Annotated in this window: 1 protein-coding gene and 1 pseudogene; both read right to left on the bottom strand. The window is 75.0% G+C overall.

The window, feature by feature from the left end:
* The coding region (locus ACIBEC_RS46335) for an SDR family NAD(P)-dependent oxidoreductase (protein WP_396290752.1) at positions 1-16,493 on the bottom strand (16,493 nt) is incomplete at its 3' end.
* A 162-nt stretch (positions 16,494-16,655) separates the two neighbouring features.
* Positions 16,656-23,588: pseudogene (locus tag ACIBEC_RS46330) on the bottom strand (type I polyketide synthase); the annotation flags it as partial.
* Positions 23,589-23,625 lie beyond the last annotated feature (37 nt).

Below are 23,625 nucleotides of genomic sequence, written 5' to 3'. Positions count from 1 at the left end.
CCCGCCAGCGCCAGCGTCGACTCACCCTGCCGCAGCGACTGGCAGGCCAGGTGCAGCGCGACGAGCGAGGAGGAACACGCCGTGTCGATCGTGACGGCCGGCCCCTCCAGGCCCAGCGTGTACGACACCCGTCCGGAGGCGACGCTGCCTGAGGTACCGGTCCCCACATGGCCTTCCGCGCCCTCGGCGGACTGCTGGAGCAGCATGCCGTAGTCGTTGTACATCACGCCGACGAAGACACCGGTACGACTGCCGCGAACCGTTCGCGGGTCGATCCCGGCCCGCTCGAACGCCTCCCAGGACGTCTCCAGCAGCAGCCGCTGCTGCGGGTCCATCGACATCGCCTCACGCGGCGAGATGCCGAAGAAGCCGGGGTCGAAGAGGCCGGCCTCGTGCAGGAAGCCGCCCTCACGTGCGTACGAGGTGCCGAGGTGGTCCGGGTCCGGGTGGTACAGGTTGGCGCTGTCCCAGCCGCGGTCCTCGGGGAAGAACGACACCGCGTCCCGCCCGTCGGCGACCAGCCGCCACAGGTCCTCGGGCGATTCGATCCGGCCCGGGTAGCGACAGGCCATGCCGACGATCGCGATCGGCTCGTCGTCCGGGGCCGTGCTGACCGCAGGGGCGACGACGGCCTCCGGATCGGCGCCGAGCAGTTCGGTCCTGAGCTGCTCGGCGAGCACGGCGGGGCTCGGGTAGTCGAACACGAGCGTGGCCGGCAGGCGCAGCCCGGTGGCGCCGTTGAGCCGGTTCCGCAGCTCGACCGCGGTCAGCGAGTCGAAGCCGAGTTCCTTGAACGCGCGGCCCGCATCGACCCCGGAGGCGTCCGGGTAGCCCAGGACGGCGGCGACCTCGCCGCGCACCAGGTCGAGCAGCAGGGCCTCCCGCTGGGCCGCGCCCAGCGCCGCCAGCCGGTCGGCGAGCGCCGAGCCACCGGCGGCAGAGGTACCTCCACCGTTGGCGGTGGCGCGGCGCACCGGCGTCCGGACCAGGCCGCGCAGCATCGGCGGCAGCATCCCGATGTCGGCCTGGGCCCGCAGGCCCGCCAGGTCGAGGCGGATGGGGACCAGCACGGGTTCGGTACCGGCCACGGCAGCGCCGAACAGCAGCAGGCCGTCCTCGGCGCTCAGGGCGACGACACCACCGCGGGCCATCCGCTGCACGTCCGCGTCGCCCAGCTCGCCGGCCATACCGCCGCCGTCCTCCGCCCACAGACCCCACGCCAGGGACTGCCCCGGGAGACCCGCGGCGTGGCGGTGCTCGGCAAGGGCATCCAGGAAGGCGTTCGCGGCGGCGTAGTTCGCCTGACCCGCCGCACCGAACACCCCGGCCGCGGAGGAGAACAGCACGAACGCGGCAAGCGGACGGTCCTTCGTCAGCTCGTGAAGGTTCCACGCCGCATCCACCTTCGGACGCAACACGGCATCCAACCGCTCAGGCGTCAGAGACGGCACGATCCCGTCATCCAGCACACCCGCCGTGTGGACGACCGCGGTCAACTCCACACCCGCCAGCACCGCCGCCAGCGCGGCACGATCCGCCACATCACACGCCGCGAACGACACCTCCGCACCCAGACCGGCCAGCTCCGCCGCCAACTCCACCGCACCCGGAGCCTCTTCGCCACGACGCGACACCAACAACAGACGACGAGCCCCGTACTCCACCACCAGATGACGGCTGAACAACGCCCCCAAGGTCCCCGTCGCACCCGTCACCAACACCGTGCCCTCGGGATCCAACACCGGCCCCGAAGCACCACCCGCCGCCGCACGCGCCAGACGCGGCGCAAGCACCACCCCGCCACGCAACGCCACCTGCGGCTCACCGCACGCCAACACCCGCTGCAGCAGCCCCACTTCGGCATCGCCGTCCACGTCGATCAGAACGATCCGGCCCGGATTCTCCGACTGCGCCGAACGCAACAGACCCAGCACCGCGGCGGACGACAGGTCAGTGGCATCCGTTGCACCCCGCGTCACCACCACCAGACGCGAATCCGCGAACGCATCCGCCGCCAACCACCCCTGCACCAGCGCCAACACCTCCCGCAGCGCCGTGTGCGTGGCGGCGACCGGGTCGTCGCCACGGATGGCGCGAACGGGATACACCAGTGTGCCCGGCACGGCGGCGGCAGCCGCCGCGGCAGCCAGATCGGGGAAGCACACCGCGCCCGGAAGGCCCAGGCCGTCGTCGCCGAGCGCTCCGATCGCCCCCGCCTGAACGTCGACGGGCAACGGCACCGGTACCCAGTCCCGGCGGAACAGCGCCTCATGGCCGCCCGTGACCCCGACCTGATCCGGGGTGAACGCCCGCAGGGCCAGCGAACCGACCATAGCCACCGCCCGGCCGGTGGCGTCCGCCACCGCCAGCGAGACCGCGTCGGCACCGGCCGTGCCGATCCGCACCCGCAGTTCGTCCGCACCACCGGCCAGCAGCGACACGTCCGACCAGCTGAACGGCAGGCGTCCCTGGCCGGTCTCGGCCAGCAGCCCGCCGACACCCACCGCGTGGAGTGCGGCATCCAGAAGCGCCGGGTGCAGCCCGTACGCCGCGGCCTCCGGCCGGAGGTCCTCCGGCAAGGCCACCTCGGCGAAGACCTCGCCGTCCCGCCGCCACGCCGCCCGCAGACCCTGGAACACCGGCCCGTACGCGAACCCGGCCGTGGCGAAGGCCTCGTATACCCCGTCCACCGCGAGCGGCTCGGCACCGGCCGGCGGCCACTCGGCCAGGTCGAGTCCGGGAACCGCGGCGGCCGGGGACAGGGAGCCCGCGGCATGGCGCAGCCACGGCTCGTCCAGCGGCGCATCCTCGACCCGCGAGTACACGGCCACCGACCGGCGGCCCGCCGCATCCGGCGCCCCCACCGACACCTGCACCTGCACACCGCCGCGCACCGGGAGCACCAGCGGCGCCTCCAGGGTCAGTTCCTCGACCCGCCCGCATCCGACCTGGTCTCCCGCGTGCACCGCCAGCTCGACGAACGCCGTCCCCGGCAGCAGCACGGTCTCCGCGACGGCGTGGTCGGCCAGCCATGGCTGCGCGTCCAGCGCGAGCCGCCCGGTGAACAGGACACCCTCGCCGTCCGCCAGCCCCACGAAGGCGCCCAGCAGCGGATGTTCCGCCAGATCCAGCCCGAGCTGGGCCGCGGCCGCATCGCCCACCAGGAGCGGCGGGGCCTCCAGCCAGTAGCGCTCGTACTGGAAGGCGTAGGTGGGCAGGTCGACCCGGCGGGCATCCGTGCCCGCGAAGACCGCCTCCCAGTCCATTGCCGTGCCGCGCACGTGCAACTGGGCCATCGCCGTCTGGAAGCTCTCCGGCTCGGGACGGTCGCGGCGCAGGGCGGGGGTGAGGACGGCGTCGGTGTCCTCGGCGAGGCAGTGCCCTGCCATGGCGGTCAGGGTGCCGTCCGGGCCCAGCTCCAGGAACGTCCGGACGCCTTCGCCCTCCAGCACGTGCACCGCGTCAGCGAAGCGGACGGCCTCGCGAACGTGCCGCACCCAGTACTCGGGGTCGGTCAACTCGGCCGACACAAGCGAACCGCTCAGCGTCGACACGACCGGGATCCGCGGCTCCGCGAACGCCACCTCAGCGGCCACCGCGCGGAACTCCGCCAACATGCCGTCCATCAGCGGCGAGTGGAAGGCGTGGCTGACCGTCAGGCGCGTGGACTTGCGACCCGTCAGCTGCTCCATGACGGCCCGGACGGCATCCTCGGCGCCCGACAGCACCACGGACGTGAGCCCGTTGACCGCGGCGAGGCCGACGCCGTCGGTGAGCAGCGGCAGCACCTCGGCCTCGGAGGCCCGCACCGCCACCATCGCGCCGCCGCGCGGCAGCGCCTGCATCAGCCGACCGCGCGCCGCCACCAGCCGGCACGCGTCCGCCAGCGAGAACACACCCGCCACATGCGCCGCGGCCAACTCACCGATCGAGTGACCGGCAAGGAAGTCCGGCCGCACACCCCAGGATTCGACCAACCGGAACAGCGCCACCTCCAACGCGAACAACGCCGGCTGGGTGAACCCCGTCTCGTCGATCAACTCCCCATCCGCGACCGCCTCACGCAGCGGACGGTCCAACAGCGGATCCAACTCCGCACACACCGCGTCGAACGCCGCCGCGAACACCGGGTAAGAGGCATACAACTCGAAGCCCATCCCGACCCGCTGACTGCCCTGCCCCGCGAACAGGAACGCCGCACGACCACCCGTCCCCGTCGTTCCTTCGACCAGGCCCGTGAAGGAGGCCAGCTGCTCGATGATCCGGTCGGGTTCGGTGGCGACCAGAGCCGCCCGGTGGTCGAAGGCGGTCCTGGTGGTGGCGAGCGAGTGGGCGAGGTCGACGGGCGACCAGGCCGGCAGTTCCTTCAGGTGCTCGGCGAGCCGGGCCGCCTGGGCGCGCAGTGCCTCGGGGCTCCTGGCCGACAGCACCAGCGGACGCGGCCCGGACGTGGGGCGGTCGTCGGTGGGTGTGGGCGCCGCTGGGGGCTGCTCGATGATGGTGTGTGCGTTGGTACCGCTGACGCCGAACGAGGAGATGCCGGCGCGACGCGGCCGCCCGGTCTCGGGCCACGGCCGGGCCTCGGTGAGCAGTTCGACGGCGCCCTCCGTCCAGTCGACGTGCGTCGACGGCCGACCGACGTGCAGGGTCTGCGGCAGCATGCCGTGCCGCATCGCGAGGACCATCTTGATGATGCCGGCGACACCGGCGGCGGCCTGGGTGTGGCCGAGGTTGGACTTCACCGAGCCGAGCCAGAGCGGCTCGTCGTCGCTGTGCGCCTGGCCGTACGTGGCGAGCAGGGCCTGGGCCTCGATCGGGTCGCCGAGCGAGGTGCCGGTGCCGTGCGCCTCGACGGCGTCGACCTCGGCGGCCGACAGTCCGGCCGAGGCGAGGGCCTGGCGGATGACGCGCTGCTGGGAGGGGCCGTTGGGGGCGGTCAGGCCGTTCGAGGCGCCGTCCTGGTTGATCGCCGAGCCGCGCACGATGCCGAGCACCGGGTGCCCGTTGCGGCGGGCGTCGGAAAGCCGCTCGACGAGCAGCATGCCGACTCCCTCGGCCCAGCCGGTGCCGTCCGCATCGTCCGAGAAGGACTTGCAGCGGCCGTCCCGCGCGAGCCCGCGCTGGCGGCTGAAGTCGACGAAGGTGTCGGGGGTGGACATCACGGTCACGCCGCCGGCCAGGGCGAGCGTGCACTCGCCGGTGCGCAGCGCCTGGATCGCCCAGTGCAGGGCCACCAGGGAGGAAGAGCACGCGGTGTCGACGGTGACGGCCGGGCCCTCCAGTCCGAGCACGTAGGCGACCCGGCCGGACGCGATGCTGCCGGAACTGCCGGTGCCGAGGTAGCCCTCGACGCCCGGCGGGATGGCGGGAAGGCGGGAGATGTAGTCGTGGTACATGACGCCGGCGAAGACGCCGGTGCGACTGCCGCGGACCGTCTCAGGGTCGATGCCGGCCCGTTCGAACGCCTCCCAGGACGCCTCCAGCAGCAGCCGCTGCTGCGGGTCCATCGCGAGCGCCTCGCGCGGCGAGATGCCGAAGAACGCCGGGTCGAACTCGCTCGCGTTGTGGAGGAAACCGCCCTCGCGCGTGTACGAGGTACCGGGGTGGTCCGGGTCGGGGTGGTACAGGTTCTCAACGTCCCAGCCCCGGTCGGTGGGGAAGGCGGAGATGCCGTCCGTGCCGCCCGCGACCATCCGCCACAGGTCCTCGGGGGAACGGACGCCGCCGGGGTAGCGGCAGGCCATGCCGACGATCGCGATCGGGTCGTCGGCGAGGGCGGTGGCCCGCACGGGCGCACTCTCCACGACGGCGTCGCGCAGGCCGAGCGCCTCGGTCAGCAGGTAGCCGGCCACGGCGTTCGGGGTCGGGTAGTCGAAGACGACGGTGGCGGGCAGCCGGACGCCGGTGGCCGCGTTGAGCCGGTTGCGCAGCTCCACAGAGGTCAGCGAGTCGAATCCGGTCTCGCGGAACGCCTTCGCCGGGTCGACGGCGTGCGGGCCGCTGTGGCCGAGCACGTGGGCGACCTGGGTCCGGACGAGGTCCAGCAGTTCTCGCTGCTGCTCGTCCTCGGTGAGCGTCAGCAGCCGCTCGACCAGCGACGCACCGGCGGCGGAGGCCGCAGCACCCTCGGCGGCGCGGCGGCTGGGTGTGCGGACCAGCCCGCGCAGGACGGCGGGCAGTCGCCCGACCCGGGCCTGGACCCGCAGGCCCGCCTGGTCGAGCCGGATCGGCACCAGCGCAGCCGCGTCCTGGGCCAGCGCGGCGTCGAACAGTGCGAGGCCGAGGTCAGCGGTCAGCGGGGCCACGCCGCCGCGGGCCATCCGCTGCACGTCCGCGTCGTCCAGCCCGGCGGCCATGCCGCCCGCCCAGAGGCCCCAGGCGAGAGCGGTCGCCGGGAGCCCGGCAGCACGGCGGTGCTCGGCAAGGGCATCCAGGAAGGCGTTCGCGGCCGCGTAGTTCGCCTGACCCGCCGCACCGAACACCCCGGCCGCGGAGGAGAACAGCACGAACGCGGCAAGCGGACGGTCCTTCGTCAACTCGTGAAGGTTCCACGCCGCATCCACCTTCGGACGCAACACGGCATCCAACCGCTCAGGCGTCAGGGACGACACGATCCCGTCATCCAGCACACCCGCCGTGTGGACGACCGCAGTCAGCTCCACACCCGCCAGCACCACCGCCAGCGCGGCACGATCCGCCACATCACACGCCGCGAACGACACCTCCGCACCCAGACCGGCCAGCTCCGCCGCCAACTCCACCGCACCCGGAGCCTCTTCGCCACGACGCGACACCAACAACAGACGACGAGCCCCGTACTCCGTCACCAGATGACGGCTGAACAACGCCCCCAAGGTCCCCGTCGCACCCGTCACCAACACCGTGCCCTCGGGATCCAACACCAGCCCCGAAGCACCACCCGCCGCACCACTCGCCACAGCACGCGCCAGACGCGGCACAAACGCCACCCCGCCACGCAACGCCACCTGCGGCTCACCGCACGCCAACACCCGCTGCAGCAGCCCCACTTCGGCATCGCCGTCCACGTCGATCAGAACGATCCGGCCCGGATTCTCCGACTGCGCCGAACGCAACAGACCCAGCACCGCGGCGGACGACAGGTCAGTGGCATCCGTTGCACCCCGCGTCACCACCACCAGACGCGAATCCGCGAACACATCCGCCGCCAACCACTCCTGCACCAACGCCAACACCTCCCGCACCGCCGTCCGCACCGCCTCGGCGGACAGCTGCCCGCCGACGGTGCCGAGCGGCAGGAGGACGGTGGCCGGTGCCGGTGTCGCGCGGTCGGCTTCGAGGCGCGCCACGAGGGCGGTGAGGCTCTGGGGGGTGTCGACGGCGCGGCCGGCGGCGAGCAGTGCGGCGGCGAGGCCGAGGCCGTCCGCACCCACCACGGTGTAGAGCTCGGCCTCGTCAGCCGCCCGTGCGGGCAGGTGGACCTCGGTCCAGTCGACGGAGAAGAGTGCGTCGTGCTGGGCGGCACGGTGGGCGCCGTCGCCGTGCAGCTGGCCGGCGGAGACCGGCCGAAGCATAAGCGACGCCACGGAGGCAACCGGCGCCCCCGTGGTGTCGACGGCCGTCAGCGTCACCGACTCGGGCCCGGCGGGGGCGATCCGGACCCGGAGGGTGGCGGCGCCGACCGCGTGCAGGGACACGCCGTTCCACGAGAACGGCAGCCGGCCCCGGCCCTGCTCGGCGTCCGCCGTGGTAGCGAGGGCGGTCGCGTGGAGCGCGGCGTCGAGCAGGGCCGGGTGCAGACCGAACGCACCGGCCGCAGCGACTGCCTCCTCGGGCAGCGCCACCTCGGCGAAGACCTCCTCGCCGCGCACCCAGGCTGCGACGAGCCCGCGGAAGACCGGGCCATAGCCGAAGTCGGAGGCGGCGAGGGCGTCGTAGAAGCCGGTGAGGTCCACCGGCGCGGAGTCTGCGGGCGGCCAGGAGGCTGCGGCGAAGGCAACGTCCGCGGCCGGGCGCGCGCCGCTCGACAGCAGTCCGTCGGCGTGGCGCGTCCACACCGCGTCGTCGTCCGCGTCCTCGGGCCGCGAGTACACGGACAGCGGTCGCGCACCCGCGCCGTCCGCCTGCCCGATCCAGAGCTGGACCTGCACGCCGCCCCGCTCGGGGAGCACCAACGGGGCTTCAAGGGTCAGCTCGTCCAGGCGGTCACAGCCGACGTGGTCGCCGGCCCGGATCGCGAGCTCGACGAAGGCCGTGCCGGGCAGCAGGATGCTGCCGCCGACGGCATGCTCTGCCAGCCAGGGATGGGTCTGCACGGAGAGACGGCCGGAGAAGAAGAAGCCGTCGCTGTCGGCGAGCGCAACGGCCGCGCCCAGCAGCGGGTGGTCGGCGGACCCCAGACCGATCGCCCGCGCGTCCCCGACCACGGGTGCCGTCCGGTCGATCCAGTACGCCTCGCGCTGGAAGGCGTAGGTGGGCAGGTCCACCCGGCGGGCACCCGTGCCCGCGAACACCGCCTGCCAGTCCAACTTCGCACCGAGCACGTGGAACTGGCCGAGCGCGGTGGTGATGCTCTCCGGCTCGGGGCGGTCGCGGCGCAGGGCGGGGGTGAGGACGGCGTCGGTGTCCTCCGCGAGGCAGTGCCCTGCCATGGCGGTCAGGGTGCCGTCCGGGCCCAGCTCCAGGAACGTCCGGACGCCTTCGCCCGCCAGCACGTGCACCGCGTCAGCGAAGCGGACGGCCTCGCGAACGTGCCGCACCCAGTACTCGGGGTCGGTCAACTCGGCCGACACAAGCGAACCGGTCAGCGTCGACACGACCGGGATCCGCGGCTCCGCGAAAACCACCTCGCCAGCCACCGCACGGAACTGCGCCAGCATGCCGTCCATCAACGGCGAATGGAACGCATGACTGACCGCCAGCCGCTTCGACCTCCGCCCTTCCAGACCGGCCACCACAGCCAAAACCGCGCCCTCGACACCCGAAACCACCACCGAGGCCGGCCCATTGACCGCCGCAATGCCCACACCCTCGGTGAGCAGCGGCAGCACCTCGGCCTCGGACGCCTCCACCGCCACCATCGCGCCGCCGCGCGGCAGCGCCTGCATCAACCGGCCGCGGGCCGCCACCAGCCGGCACGCGTCCGCCAGCGAGAACACACCCGCCACATGCGCCGCGGCCAACTCACCGATCGAGTGACCGGCAAGGAAGTCCGGCCGCACACCCCAGGATTCGACCAACCGGAACAGCGCCACCTCCAACGCGAACAACGCCGGCTGGGTGAACCCCGTCTCGTCGATCAACTCCCCATCCGCGACCGCCCCGCGCAGCGGACGGTCCAACAGCGGATCCAGTTCAGCGCACACCGCATCGAAGGCCGCCGCGAACACCGGGTAGGAGGCATACAGCTCCCCGCCCATCCCGACCCGCTGACTCCCCTGCCCCGCGAACAGGAACGCCGTCCGGCCTCCGGCCACCGTGCCCTCGGCCTGGGCGGTGCCGCCGCGGGCGAGGGCCGCCAGGCCGGCCAGCAGTTCGGTGCGGCTGCTGCCGATGACGGCGGCCCGCCGGTCGAGGCCGGTGCGGGTGGTGGCGAGGGAGTGCGCGACGTCGGCGGGCTGCCAGGCCGGGTCCTCCGCCAGCCTCCGGTGCAGGCGGTCGGCCTGCTCGACCAGGGCCTCCGCGGTCCTGGCGGAGAGCACCCACGGCACCGTGGCGCCGCCGCTCGGGGCGCCCTCGGCCAGCTCGGCAGGCGGTTCGGCGCCGGTCTCCTCGGGGGTCTGCTCGATGATGGCGTGCGCATTGGTACCGCTGACGCCGAAGGACGAGACGCCGGCCCGGCGCGGCGCGCCGGTCTCGGGCCACGGGCGGGCCTCGGTGAGCAGTTCGACCGCCCCGGCGGTCCAGTCGACGTGCGGCGAGGGCTCGTCGACGTGCAGGGTCCGCGGCAGCACGCCATGGCGCATCGCCATGACCATCTTGATGATGCCGGCGACGCCGGCGGCGGCCTGGGTGTGGCCGAGGTTGGACTTGATGGAGCCGAGCCAGAGCGGCCGGTCGGCGGAACGGCCCTGCCCGTACGTGGCGAGCAGCGCCTGCGCCTCGATCGGGTCGCCGAGGACGGTGCCGGTGCCGTGCGCCTCGACCGCGTCGACCTGGGTCGGCGCGAGTCCGGCGTTGGCGAGGGCCTGCTGGATGACACGCTGCTGGGAGGGCCCGTTCGGCGCAGTGAGGCCGTTGGAGGCACCGTCCTGGTTGACGGCGGTGCCGCGGACGACGGCCAGTACGGGGTGCCCGTTGCGGCGCGCGTCGGAGAGCCGTTCGACCAGGAGCATGCCGGCGCCCTCGGCCCAGCTGGTGCCGTCGGCGGCGGCGGAGAAGGACTTGCAGCGGCCGTCGGCGGCGAGCCCCCGCTGGCGGCTGAAGTCGACGAAGGTGTCGGGGGTGGCCATCACGGTGACGCCGCCGGCCAGCGCGAGCGAGCACTCGCCGCTGCGCAGCGCCTGCGCGGCCAGGTGGAGGGCGACCAGGGAGGAGGAGCACGCGGTGTCGACGGTGACGGCCGGGCCCTCCAGCCCGAAGGTGTAGGAGACGCGGCCGGAGGCGACGCTGCCCGAGCTGCCGGTGCCGAGGTAGCCCTCGACGCCCTCCGGGATGGCGGGCAGCCGGGAGACGTAGTCGTGGTACATCACGCCGGCGAACACGCCGGTGCGGCTGCCCTTGAGCGAGGCCGGGTCGATCCCGGCCCGTTCGATCGCCTCCCAGGAGGTCTCCAGCAGCAGCCGCTGCTGCGGGTCCATGGCGAGCGCCTCGCGCGGGTTGATGCCGAAGAACGCCGGGTCGAAGTCGGCGGCTTCGTGCAGGAAGCCGCCCTCGCGGGCGTAGGAGGTGCCGGGGCGCTCGGGGTCCGGGTCGTAGAGGGCCTCGAGCGGCCAGCCGCGGTCGGCCGGGAAGGCGGAGACGCCGTCGCCGCCTTCGGCGACCAGCTGCCACAGCTCCTCGGGCGTGCTGACCCCGCCGGGGTAGCGGCAGGCCAGGCCGACGATGGCGATCGGGTCGTCGTCGACGACGGCCGCGGCGGCCGGTGCTGCGGCGGCGGGGCCGGCCGAGCCGGCGAGCCGGGTGTCGAGGTGGTCGGCGAGGGCCTGCGGGGTCGGGTAGTCGAAGACGAGGGTGGCGGGCAGCCGCAGGCCGGTGGCGGCGGTCAGGCGGTTGCGCAGTTCGACCGCGGTGAGCGAGTCGAAGCCGAGTTCCTTGAAGGCGCGGGCGGGGTCGACGGCGTCGGCGCCGGTGTGGCCGAGGACCGCGGCGACCTCGCCGGTGAGCAGGCCGAGCAGGGCCCTGGCCCGTTCGTCGGCGGGCAGCGCGGCGAACCGGTGGCCCGGGTCGGCCGCGCCGGTGCCGGCGGCGGTCCGCGCGGCCGGGCGGGCGGGGGCGCGGACCAGGCCGCGCAGCAGGGCCGGCAGCGCCGGGGAGGCGGCCTGGCCGCGGAGTCCGGCGGTGTCGAGGCGCATCGGCACGTAGCCGGCGCCGCCGAGAGCGGTGGCGGTGTCCAGCAGGGCCAGGCCCTCGGCGGAGGACAGTGCGGCGACGCCGGCGCGGCTGATGCGCTGCAGGTCGGCGCTGTCCAGGGTGCCGGTCATTGCGCTGCGTTCGGCCCACAGGCCCCAGGCGAGCGAGGTGGCGGGCAGGCCGCGGGCCTGCCGGTGGTGGGCGAGCGCGTCGAGGAAGGCGTTGGCGGCGGCGTAGTTGGCCTGGCCGGGGCCGCCGAGGGTGGCGGCGGCGGCCGAGAAGAGCACGAAGGCGGCGAGGTCGTGTCCGGCCGTCAGCTCGTGCAGGTGCCAGGCGGCGTCGGCCTTGGGCCGCAGCACGGTGGCGAGGCGCTCGGGGGTGAGCGCGTCGACGATGCCGTCGTCGAGGACGCCCGCGGTGTGCACCACGGCGGTGAGCGGGTGTGCGGCGGGGATGTCGGCGAGCACCCGGGCGAGGGCGTCGCGGTCGGCGGTGTCGCAGGCGGTGAGGGTCACGGCGGCGCCCGCCTCGGCGAGTTCGGCGGCGAGTTCGGCGGCGCCGGGTGCCTCGATGCCGCGCCGGGAGAGCAGCAGCAGGTGCCGGGCGCCGTGCTCGGTGACCAGGTGGCGGGCGACGAGGGTGCCCAGGGTGCCGGTGGCGCCGGTGACCAGGACGGTCCCGTCGGGGTCGAGGGCGCCGAGGCCGGTCGGGGCGCCCTGCCCGGCGGCGGGGTCGCCCGCGGTCCGGGTGAGGCGGGGGACGTGGAGGGCGCCGGCCCGGAGGGCGAGCTGCGGTTCGTCGGCGGCGAGGGCGGCGAGCAGACGGTCCGGGCCGGCCGGGTCGTCGTCCAGGTCGGCGAGGACGAGGCGCCCGGGGTGTTCGGACTGGGCGGAGCGCACCAGGCCCCAGACGGTGGCGGCGGCGAGGTCGGTGACGTCCTCGCCGGGGTGGACGGCGACGGCGCCGCGGGTGGCGAGGACGAGGCGGGCCTCGGCGAGGGCGTCCTCGGCGAGCCACTGCTGCACCAGGGTGAGCGCTCGGGTGGCGACGGCGTGCGCGGCGCCAGGTGTGTCCTCGGCGCCCGGCTCGCCGGCGGCGGGGCCGGCGAGCAGGGCGACGACCGTGTGCGGCGCCTCGGCGCCGGCGCGGACTGCGGCGGCGAGCTCGGCCGGCCCGGGGTGGACCGGCAGGGCGGGAGCGGCGGCCAGGGCCGCCCGTCCGGTGTCGAGCAGGGCCCAGCCGGTGGCGGCGGGTTCGCCGGGGGTGCCGGGCTGCCAGGCGACGGTGAACAGCGACTCGTGGTGGACGGCCCGGGCAGCGTGCACCTGGGCGGCGGTGACGGGGCGCAGGAGCAGCGACTCGACGGCGGCGACGGGCGCGCCGGTGGTGTCGGCGACGGTGACCGCGACGGCGTCCTCGCCGGCCGGGGCGAGGCGGACGCGCAGGCGGTCGGCGCCGGAGGCGTGCAGGGTGACGCCGCGCCAGGCGAACGGCAGGCGGCCGGACTCGCTGGGCGCCAACAGACTGCCCATGCCGACGCCGTGCAGGGCGGCGTCGAGCAGGGCGGGGTGGAGGCCGAAGTGGCGGGCGTCGGCTCGGTGCGGCTCGGGCAGGCGGACGTCGGCGTGGATCTCGTCGCCGAGCTGCCAGGCGGCGGTGAGGCCCTGGAAGGCCGGGCCGTAGTCGAAGCCGGCGTCGGCGAGGTAGTCGTACAGGCCGTCGACGGGGACCGGGACGGCGCCGGCGGGCGGCCAGGTGTCCACGCCGAGCGGTTCGGCGCGGCGGTCGTCGGCGGGTGGGGCGAGCAGACCGGCGGCGTGCCGGGTCCAGGCGTACTCGGCCGTGGGCGCGGCGCCGGTGGCGGCGGCGTCGGGCTCGGGCCGGGAGTGCAGGGTGAACGGGCGGGTGCCGGCGCTGTCCGCCTCGCCGACGGCGAGCTGGATCTGCACGGCGCCGTGCTCAGGGAGCACCAGCGGGGCCTGGAGGGTGAGTTCGGCGAGGTGCGGGGCGCCGACGTGGTCGCCGGCGCGGACGGCGAGTTCGACGAAGGCGGTGCCGGGGAGCAGCACGGTGCCCATCACGGTGTGGTCGGCAAGCCAGGGGTGGGTCTGCCGGGAGAGCAGGCCGGTGAAGAGCACGCCGTCGGCGTCGGCGAGGGCGACGGCGGCGCCGAGCAGCGGGTGGTCGGCGGCGCCGAGGCCCGCGGAGGTGACGTCGACCGGCCAGCCGGCCGGCGGCTCGGGCCAGTGGCGGCGGCGCTGGAAGGCGTACGTGGGCAGGTCGATCCGGTGGCCGCCCCAGGGCCGGCCGACGGCGTGCCAGTCCGGCGTTGCGCCGTGGACGTGGGCGCGGGCGGCGGCGGCCAGCACGTTCGCCGCCTCGGGGCGACCGGCGCGCAGGGCGGCGATCAGCGCGGCGGGCGTGCCGTCCGCGTCGAGGATCTGCTCGGCGAGGGCGGTGAGCACGCCGTCGGGGCCGACCTCCAGGAACGTGGTGACGCCGCCGGCCCGGAGCCGGCGCACGGCGTCGTGGAAGCGGACGGCCTCGCGGACGTGCCGCACCCAGTACTCGGGGTCGCGGATCTCCTCGGCGGAGAGCGTGCCGCCGGTGACGGTGGAGACGATCGGTATCCGCGGCGCCTCGTACGCCACCTGCTCCGCAACGGCCCGGAACTCGTCGAGCATGCCGTCCATCAGCGGAGAGTGGAAGGCGTGGCTGACCGTCAGTCGCTTGGTGCGGCGTCCGTCGGCGGCGAGCTTCTCGGCGATCTCGACCACGGCGGTCTCGGCACCCGAGATCACCACGGACGTCGGGCCGTTGACCGCCGCGATGCCGACACCGTCGGTCAGCAGCGGCAGCACCTCGTCCTCCGCCGCCTCCACGGCGACCATCGCGCCGCCGCGCGGCAGCGCCTGCATCAGCCGGCCCCGCGCCGCGACCAGCCGCGCCGCGTCGGCGAGCGAGAACACACCGGCGACGTGCGCGGCGGCCAGCTCGCCGATCGAGTGACCGGCGAGCAGGTCGACGCCGAGGCCCCAACTCTCCAGCAGGCGGAACAGCGCCACCTCGAGCGCGAACAGCGCGGGCTGGGCGTACGCCGTCTCGTCGATCAGGGCCGGGTCGGCGATCGCCTCGCGCAGCGGACGGTCCAGCAGCGGGTCGAGTTCGGCACAGACCGCGTCGAACGCCTCCCGGTACGCCGGGTACGCCGCGTACAGCTCCTCGCCCATGCCGGCCCGCTGACTGCCCTGGCCGGTGAACAGGAAGGCGGTCCGGCCCTCGGCGGCCGCGACGCCCTGCACCAGCTGGGGTGCGGACACGCCGGCGGCCAGCGCGTCCAGGCCCGCCAGCAGTTCGGTGCGGTCGGCGGCGAGCACGGCGGCCCGGTGGTCGAGCGCGGCACGGCCGGTGGCGAGCGAGTGTGCGAGGTCGGCGGGCGCGGGTGCGGGCACGGCGTCCAGGTGGGCCCGGAGGCGGGCGGCCTGGGCGCGCAGGGCCTCGGCCGTCCGCCCGGAGACCAGGTACGGCAGCACGGCGGGCGGCACCGGCGTGTCCGCGGACGCGGGCGTATCGGTGGTCCCGGGCGTATCGGTGGTCCCGGGCGTATCGGTGGTGGCCGGGGCCGGGGCCTGCTCGATGATGGCGTGCGCGTTGGTGCCGCTGACGCCGAACGAGGAGACGCCCGCGCGGCGCGGCTCGCCCGTCCGCGGCCACTCCCGGGACCGCTCGAGCAGGCGCACGCCGCCGGCCGCCCAGTCGACGTGCGGGGACGGCTCGTCCACGTGCAGGGTCTGCGGGAGCAGGCCGTGCTGCATGGCGAGCACCATCTTGATGATGCCGGCGACGCCGGCGGCGGCCTGGGTGTGGCCGAGGTTGGACTTGATGGAGCCGAGCCAGAGCGGCTGCTCGGCCGGTCGCTCCAGCCCGTACGTGGCGAGCAGCGCCTGCGCCTCGATCGGGTCGCCGAGGACGGTGCCGGTGCCGTGCGCCTCGACCACGTCCACCTGGGCCGGGGTGAGGCCCGCATCGGCGAGGGCCTGGCGGATCACCCGCTGCTGGGAGGGGCCGTTCGGCGCGGTCAGGCCGTTGGATGCGCCGTCCTGGTTGACGGCGGAGCCGCGGAGCACCGCCAGCACCGGGTGGCCGTTGCGCCGCGCGTCGGAGAGCCGCTCCAGCAGGAGCATGCCGACGCCCTCGCCCCAGCCGGTGCCGTCGGCGGCGGCGGCGAAGGACTTGCAGCGGCCGTCGGCTGCCAGGCCCCGCTGGCGGCTGAACTGCACGAACGCCCGCGGGCTGGACATCACGGTGACGCCGCCGGCCAGCGCGAGCGAGCACTCGTGCTGGCGCAGCGCCTGCGCGGCCAGGTGCACGGCGACCAGCGAGGACGAGCAGGCCGTGTCGACGGTGACGGCCGGCCCCTCCAGGCCGAAGGCGTAGGACAGGCGACCGGAGAGCACGCTCGCCGCGTTGCCGGTCAGGGTGTAGCCCTCGACGCCCTGCGGCACCTGGTGGAGCAGGTCGCCGTAGTCCTGGCCGTTGGTGCCCGCGAAGACTCCGGTGCGGCTGCCCTTGAGCGAGGTCGGGTCGATGCCGGCGCGCTCCAGCACCTCCCAGGAGGACTCCAGCAGCAGGCGCTGCTGCGGGTCCATGGCGAGGGTCTCGCGCGGGCTGATGCCGAAGAACGCGGCGTCGAACTCGGTCGCCTCGTAGAGGAATCCGCCCTGGCGGGTGTAGCTGGTGCCCTGCTGGTCCGGGTCGTCGTCGAAGAGCGCGTCGGTATCCCACCCGCGGTCGGCCGGGAAGTCGCCGATCGCGTCGCGGCCCTCGGCCACCAGCTGCCACAGGTCCTCGGGCGAGTTCACCCCTCCCGCGAACCGGCAGCTCATCGACACCAGGGCGATCGGCTCGGATTCGCCCGCCTCCGCCTCGCGCAGCCGCTGACGGGTCTGGTGCAGATCCGCCGTGACGCGCTTCAGATAGTCGAGGAGCTTTTCCTGGGACACTGTGGAACCTCACCCTGTTGATGACGGCCGTCCTTGGTGGCGGCCGTCCTTGATGGCTTCAGGTGGTTGCGGGCCGTACGGGGCCCTGCCGTGCGGGGGCGGGCCGTACCGCCGGTGGCGCGGGGTGCCGGTGGTCGCCGGCCCGCCCGCGCCGCCCGGCAGTCAGGCCATGCCCAACTCGTTGTCGATGAAGGCGAACAGCTCGTCGGCGGAGGCCTCCCGGAGGTGCTCGGCCACCTGCTCGTCCGGCTGCCGCTCGTGCGGTGCGGCGCTCCACCGGGTCAGCAGGGCCTGGAGGCGGGCGGCGATGTCGGCCCGGGTGTCCGGGTCCTCGGTGACGGTGGCCAGTGCGGCCTCCAGCCGGTCGAGGTCCGCGAGGGTGCCTCCGCCCCCGCCGTGCGCCGGACCGGCCGGGACCAGGTCGGCCCGCAGGCGGGCGGCGAGGGCGGCCGGCGTCGGGAAGTCGAACACCAGCGTGGCCGGCAGGCGCAGGCCGGTGGCGGCGCCGAGGCGGTTGCGCAGTTCCAGTGCGGTCAGCGAGTCCAGGCCGAGTTCCTTGAACGCCCGGCCGGCCCCGACCTCGTCGACCGTGGTGTGTCCCAGCGCGGCGGCCGCGTGGGCGCGCACCAGGTCCAGCACGGTTTGCTCGCGCTCCAGTTCCGCCATGCCGGCCAGCCGCCGGCGCAGCTCGGCGGCGTCGGTGGCGGCGCCGGCCGCGGCGTCGGGCCCGGCTCCGGCGGCCTGGCGGCGGACGCCGGGCAGCCCGTCCAGCAGCGCGGACGGGCGCACCGAGGTGAAGCCGGGTGCGAAACGGTCCCAGGCGACGTCGGCGACGGTGACCACGGTCTCGTCCAGATCCAGGGCCTGCTGGAGGGCGGCGATCGCCGACTCGGGCTGCATCGCGGGCAGGCCGGCGCGGTCGAGCCGGTCGCCGATCAGGCCGTCCGCGGCCATGCCGCTCTCGCCCCAGCGCCCCCAGGCCACCGAGGTGGCGGCCAGCCCCTGGGCGCGGCGGTGCTCGGCGAAGGCGTCCAGGAAGGCGTTGGCGGCGGCGTAGTTGGCCTGCCCGGCGTCGCCCAGGGTGCCGGCGAGGCCGGAGAACAGGACGAACGCGGAGAGGTCGAGGTCGCGGGTCAGCTCGTCCAGGGCGAGCACGGCCTCCGTCTTCGGGCGCAGCACCGTGGCGAATCGCTCGGGTGTCAGCGCGTCCAGCACGCCGTCGTCGAGGATCCCGGCGGTGTGCATCACGGCAGTGAGGGGCTGCTCGGTGGGGATCGTGCCGAGCAGGGCGGCCAGCGCGGTGCGGTCGGCGACGTCGCAGGCGGCGACGGTGACCCGGGCGCCCAGCGCGGTCAGTTCGGCGGCGAGTTCGGCGGAGCCGTCGGCCTCCGGGCCGCGCCGGCTGGTCAGCAGCAGGTGCTCGGCGCCGTTGCGGGCGAGCCAGCGGGCGACGTGGGCACCCAGGGCGCCGGTGCCTCCGGTGACCAGCACCGTGCCGGACGGCCGCCAGCCCTCCCGGGCCACCGGGCCGGCCGGGGCGTGCACCAGGCGGCGCACCAGCACACCGGAGGCCCTGATCGCGACCTGGTCCTCACCGCCCGTACCCGCGAGAACGCCCGCGAGCCGGTCCATGGCCCGGTCGTCCAGCAGCTCCGGCAGGTCGACCAGGCCACCCCAGCGCTGCGGGTGCTCCAGCGCGGCGACCCGGCCGAAGCCCCAGATCAGGGACTGCACGGGCGCGGCCGGACGTTCGGCCCGGGTGGCCGCGACGGCACCGCGGGTGGCCGTCCACACCGGCGCCTCGATCCCGGCGTCGCCGAGCGCCTGCACCAGCGCGGCCGTCCCGGCGAGCCCGAGCGGCAGGCCCGGGTGCTCGGCGTGCGGCCGCCCGTCCATGGCCGGGAGCCAGAGCAGGCCGGACAGGCCGACCGTGTCGCCGAGCTCCTTGCGCAGCCACTCGGCCAGCGGCTCGCGGTCGAGGCCGGCGGCCGGGAGGGTGAGCGTGCGGGCCTCCGAGCCGCGTCGTTCGAGGCCGTGGGCGAGGTCGTCGGCGCGGTCCCGGTCGTCCTCCGTGGCGATGACCGCCCAGGTGCCGGAGAGCAGCGGTGCGGGCAGATCGGTGAGGGGCTGCCAGGTGATGCGGTAGCGCCAGCCGTCCACGGTCGACTGCTCACGGCGCTGCCGCCGCCAGGTCGACAGGGCGGGCAGGACGGCGCTCAGCGGCGCGTCGGCGTCCAGGTCGAGCGAGCCTGCCAACGTCTCCAGGTCCTGGCGCTCGACGGCCTCCCAGAAGGCGGTGTCCACAGGGTCCGCGCCGACCGTTCCGGCGCCGTTCTCCGGGCGGGCCGGCTCGGGCCAGAACCGGCGGTGCTGGAAGGCGTAGGTGGGGAGTTCGAGCGGCGGGACGGCGGTGACGCCGCTGAAGACGGCGGCCCGCCAGTCGACGGCCACGCCGCGCACCCACGCCTCGGCCAGCGAGGCCAGCACCCGGCGCGGGCCGCCCTCGCCGCGGCGGAGCGTGCCGAACGCAGCGGCATCGCGTTCGGCCGCCTCGATGCTCTCCTGGAGTGCCACCACCAGCACCGGGTGGGCACTGACCTCGACGAACGTGCCGTAGCCGTCGGCGAGGAGGGAGTCGACCGCCTCGGCGAACCGGACGGTGGTACGGAGGTTGGTGTACCAGTACTCGGCATCCATGGCGGAGCCGTCGACCAGCTCACCGGTCACCGTCGAGAACACCGGCACAAGGCCTGCGCGGGGGCTCACCGGAGCCAGCAGGTCGAGAAGTTCGGCACGGATCGACTCCACCTGCGCGGAATGCGAGGCGTAGTCCACCGGAATACGGCGGGCACGGATACCGTCCGCCTCACACGAGGCCAACAACTCCTCCAGAGCGGCCGGCTCACCGGACACCACCGCCGCCGACGGACCGTTCACCGCCGCGACCGACACCCGATCCCCGCCACCGAGACGCTCACGCACCTCCTCCACCGGCAACGCCACCGAGACCATGCCACCCAGACCCGCCAGACCACCCGCGATCGCCCTGCTGCGCAACGCCACCACCCGGGCACCGTCCTCCAACGACAACGCACCCGCCACCACCGCGGCAGCGATCTCACCCTGCGAATGACCGACCACCACACCCGGCTCCACACCGGACGCCCGCCACACCTCCGCGAGGGACACCATCACCGCCCACAACACCGGCTGGACGACATCCACCCGATCCATCCACGCATCACCCTCGACGCCCCGAACCACCTCCAACAGCGACCAGCCGTCCACGAACGGCGCCAACGCCGCCCCGCACTCCGCCATCCGCCCAGCGAACACCGACGACGACTCCAACAGCTCCACCGCCATCGCAGCCCACTGCGAACCCTGACCCGGGAAGACGAACGCCACCCGACCCGCCGAACCACTCACGCCCCGGACCACGCCGGTGCCCGCCGCGCCGGAGGTCAGGTCGGCCAGTCCGGAGGCGAGTTCGGGGAGGTCGGCTCCGAGGACCACGGCCCGGTGCTCCAGGGCCGCGCGCCCGCTCGCCAGCGCCAGACCGGCACCCGGCACATCCGGCTCCCGTCCCGCGAAGGCCCGCAGCCGCGCCGCCTGCCCGCGCAGCGCCTCCTCACTCCGGCCCGACACCAGCCACGGCACCACCGAGCCACCCACCACCGCAGACCCGACGACGACCTCGTCTGCCTCCACCGGCCCGTCCGCCGGAGCCTGCTCGATGATCACATGCGCGTTCGTCCCACTGAAGCCGAACGAGGACACCCCCGCACGACGCGGCTCCCCCGTCCCCGGCCATTCCCGCTGCTCCGTCAGCAGCTCGACGGCGCCTGCCGACCAGTCCACGTGGGGCGACGGCTCGTCCAGGTGGATGCTCTGCGGCAGGATGCCGCGGCGCAGCGCCTCGACCATCTTGATCACGCCGGCGAGGCCGGCGGCGGCCTGCGCGTGGCCGAGGTTGGACTTCACCGAGCCGAGCAGCAGCGGGCGGTCCTCGGGCCGGCCCTGACCGTAGGTGGCGAGCAGGGCCTGTGCCTCGATCGGGTCGCCCAGGCGCGTCCCCGTCCCGTGCGCCTCCACGGCGTCGACCTGGGCGGGGGCCAGACCGGCGTTGGCCAGGGCCTGGCGGATGACCCGCTGCTGGGAGGGGCCGTTCGGCGCCGTCAGGCCGTTCGAGGCACCGTCCTGGTTGATCGCCGACCCGCGGACCACCGCCAGCACCGGGTGCCCGTTGCGCCGGGCGTCGGAGAGCCGCTCGACCAGCACCATGCCGACGCCCTCGGAGGGGGTGAAGCCGTCGGCCGCGGCCGAGAACGGCTTGCAGCGGCCGTCGGCGGCCAGGCCCTGCTGGCGGCTGAACTCGATGAAGGTGCCGGGGGTGGACATCACCGTGACACCGCCCGCCAGCGCGAGTTCGCACTCGCCGTTACGCAGCGACTGGACGGCCAGGTGGAGCGCCACCAGCGAGGCCGAGCAGGCGGTATCGACGGTCATCGCCGGGCCTTCGAGGCCGAACAGGTAGGAGACCCGGCCAGAGACCACGCTCGCGGCGGTGCCGGTCGCGACATGGCCCTCGGCCGACTGCGCGGCGCCGGCGAGCAGGCCCAGGTAGTCGCCGCCGTTGGTGCCTGCGAAGACACCGGTACGGCTGCCCCGCAGTGCGTGCGGGTCGATGCCGGCCCGCTCGAACGCCTCCCAGGAGGTCTCCAGCAGCAGCCGCTGCTGCGGGTCCATCGCCAGCGCCTCGCGCGGCGAGATCCCGAAGAACCCGGCGTCGAAGCGGCTGGCGTCATGCAGGAAGCCGCCCTCGCGAATGTACGAGGTGCCCTTCGCGTCGGGGTCTGCGTCGAACACCGTGTCCAGGTCCCAGCCCCGGTCGGTCGGGAACCCCGACAGGGCGTCACCTCCGGCGGCCAGCAGCTGCCAGAGCGCCTCCGGTGAGTCCACGCCGCCGGGGAAGCGGCAGCTCATGCCGACGATGGCGATCGGCTCGTCGTGGGCGGCGGTGCTCGCCACCGCCGGTCCCGTCGCGTCGGCGACCGTCCCGGAGAGCTCCTCGCCGAGGTGGCGGGCGAGCGCGAGGGCGGTGGGGTGGTCGTAGACGAGGGTGGCGGGCAGCCGCAGGCCGGCCGCGGCACCGAGGCGGTTGCGCAGTTCGACGGCGGTCAGCGAGTCGAAGCCGAGCTCCTTGAACGCCCGGCCGGTGTCGACGGCCTCCGGCCCGGGGAAGCCGAGTGCGGCGGCAATGTGCGAGGCCACCAGGTCGAGCAGGATGCGCTCCCGCTCGGCCGGGGCGACACCCGCGAGCCGGACGGCGAGTGCGCCGTTGGTGGAGTGCTGCTCCTCGGTAGCGGCGCGGACGCCCTCCAGCACCCGGGCGGCCTCGGGGATGGCGGACAGCAGCGGGCGGACCCGGCCCGAGGTGAAGGCGAGGGTGAAGCGCTGCCAGTCGATGTCGGTGACGGTCAGTTCGGTGTCGCCCCGGTCCAGTGCGTGCTGCAGGGCGGAGACGGCCAGGTCCGGGGCCATCTCCAGGATGCCGTGGCGGCGCATCCGGTCGCCGACGCCGCCCTCGGCCATGCCGCCCTCGCCCCAGGGTCCCCAGGCGACGGAGGTGGCGGGCAGGCCGTCGGCCCGCCGCTGGGCGGCAAGCGCGTCCAGGAAGGCGTTCCCGGGGGCGTAGTTGCCCTGGCCGGGGGCACCGAACGTGGCGGCGAAGGAGGAGAAGAGGACGAACGCGGAGAGGTCCAGCTCCCGGGTCAGCTCGTGCAGGTGCAGCGCGGAGTCGACCTTGACCCGCAGCACCCGCTCCAGTTGGTCGGTGGTGAGCGCCTGGATCACGCCGTCGTCCAGCACGGCCGCGGTGTGCATCACGGCGGTCAGCGGACGCTCGGCGGGGATCCCGGCCAGCAGGGCTTCGAGCGCGGTGCGGTCGGCGACGTCGCAGGAGACGATGTCGGCGGCGGCACCGAGGCCGGTGAGTTCGGCGGCGAGTTCGGCGGCGCCGTCGGCCTCCGGGCCGCGCCGGCTGGTCAGCAGCAGGTGCTCGGCGCCGTTGCGGGCGAGCCAGCGGGCGACGTGGGCACCCAGGGCGCCGGTGCCGCCGGTGACCAGCACCGTGCCGGACGGCCGCCAGCCCTCCCCGGCCACCGGGCCGGCCGGGGCGTGCACCAGGCGGCGCACCAGCACCCCGGAGGCCCTGATCGCGACCTGGTCCTCACCGCCCGTACCGGCCAGCACCCCGGCCAGCCGGTCCATGGCCCGGTCGTCCAGCAGCTCCGGCAGGTCGACCAGGCCACCCCAGCGGGGGGCGTCCTCCAGGGCGGCGACCCGGCCCAGGCCCCAGACCAGGGACTGCACGGGACCGGTCAGGCGCTCGGCCCGGTCGACCGCGACGGCGCCGCGAGTGGCCGTCCACACCGGCGCCTCGATCCCGGCGTCGGCCAGCGCCTGGAGCAGCAGAACGGAGCCCGCCAGGCCGAACGGCACCGACGGGTGCGCGGAGCAGCGGTCCTCGACCGTGCCGAGCAGGGAGAGCAGGCCGGCCGGGGAGGCGCCCTCGGGGAGCTCCGCGGCCAGCCGGGCGGCCAGTGCGGTGCGGTCGAGATCGTCCTCGCCGACGGTGACCACGGTGACGTCGGCGCCGCGTCGTTCGAGGCCGTGGGCGAGGTCGTCGGCGCGGTCCCGGTCGTCCTCCGTGGCGATGACCGCCCAGGTGCCGGAGAGCAGCGGTGCGGGCAGATCGGTGAGGGGCTGCCAGGTGATGCGGTAGCGCCAGCCGTCCACGGTCGACTGCTCACGGCGCTGCCGCCGCCAGGTCGACAGCGCGGGCAGGACGGCGCTCAGCGGCGCGTCGGCGGCCAGGTCGAGCGAGCCTGCGAGGACGCCGAGGTCCTCGTTCTCGACGGCGGCCCAGAACTCGGCCTCGACGGGGTCGACCCCGGTCGGGTTCCCCTGGTCGGATGCCGCGCTGGGCGCGTCCAGCCAGTAGTGCGCACGCTGGAAGGCGTACGTCGGCAGTGCGAGCGGCGGGACGGCGGTGGTGCCGGCGAAGGCGGCGGCCCGCCAGTCGACGGCCACGCCGCGCACCCACGCCTCGGCCAGCGAGGCCAGCACC

It is taken from the genome of Kitasatospora sp. NPDC051164 (assembly GCF_044455625.1).
Classification (GTDB): Bacteria; Actinomycetota; Actinomycetes; order Streptomycetales; family Streptomycetaceae; genus Kitasatospora.
This window is presented reverse-complemented; position numbering and strand designations above follow the sequence as displayed.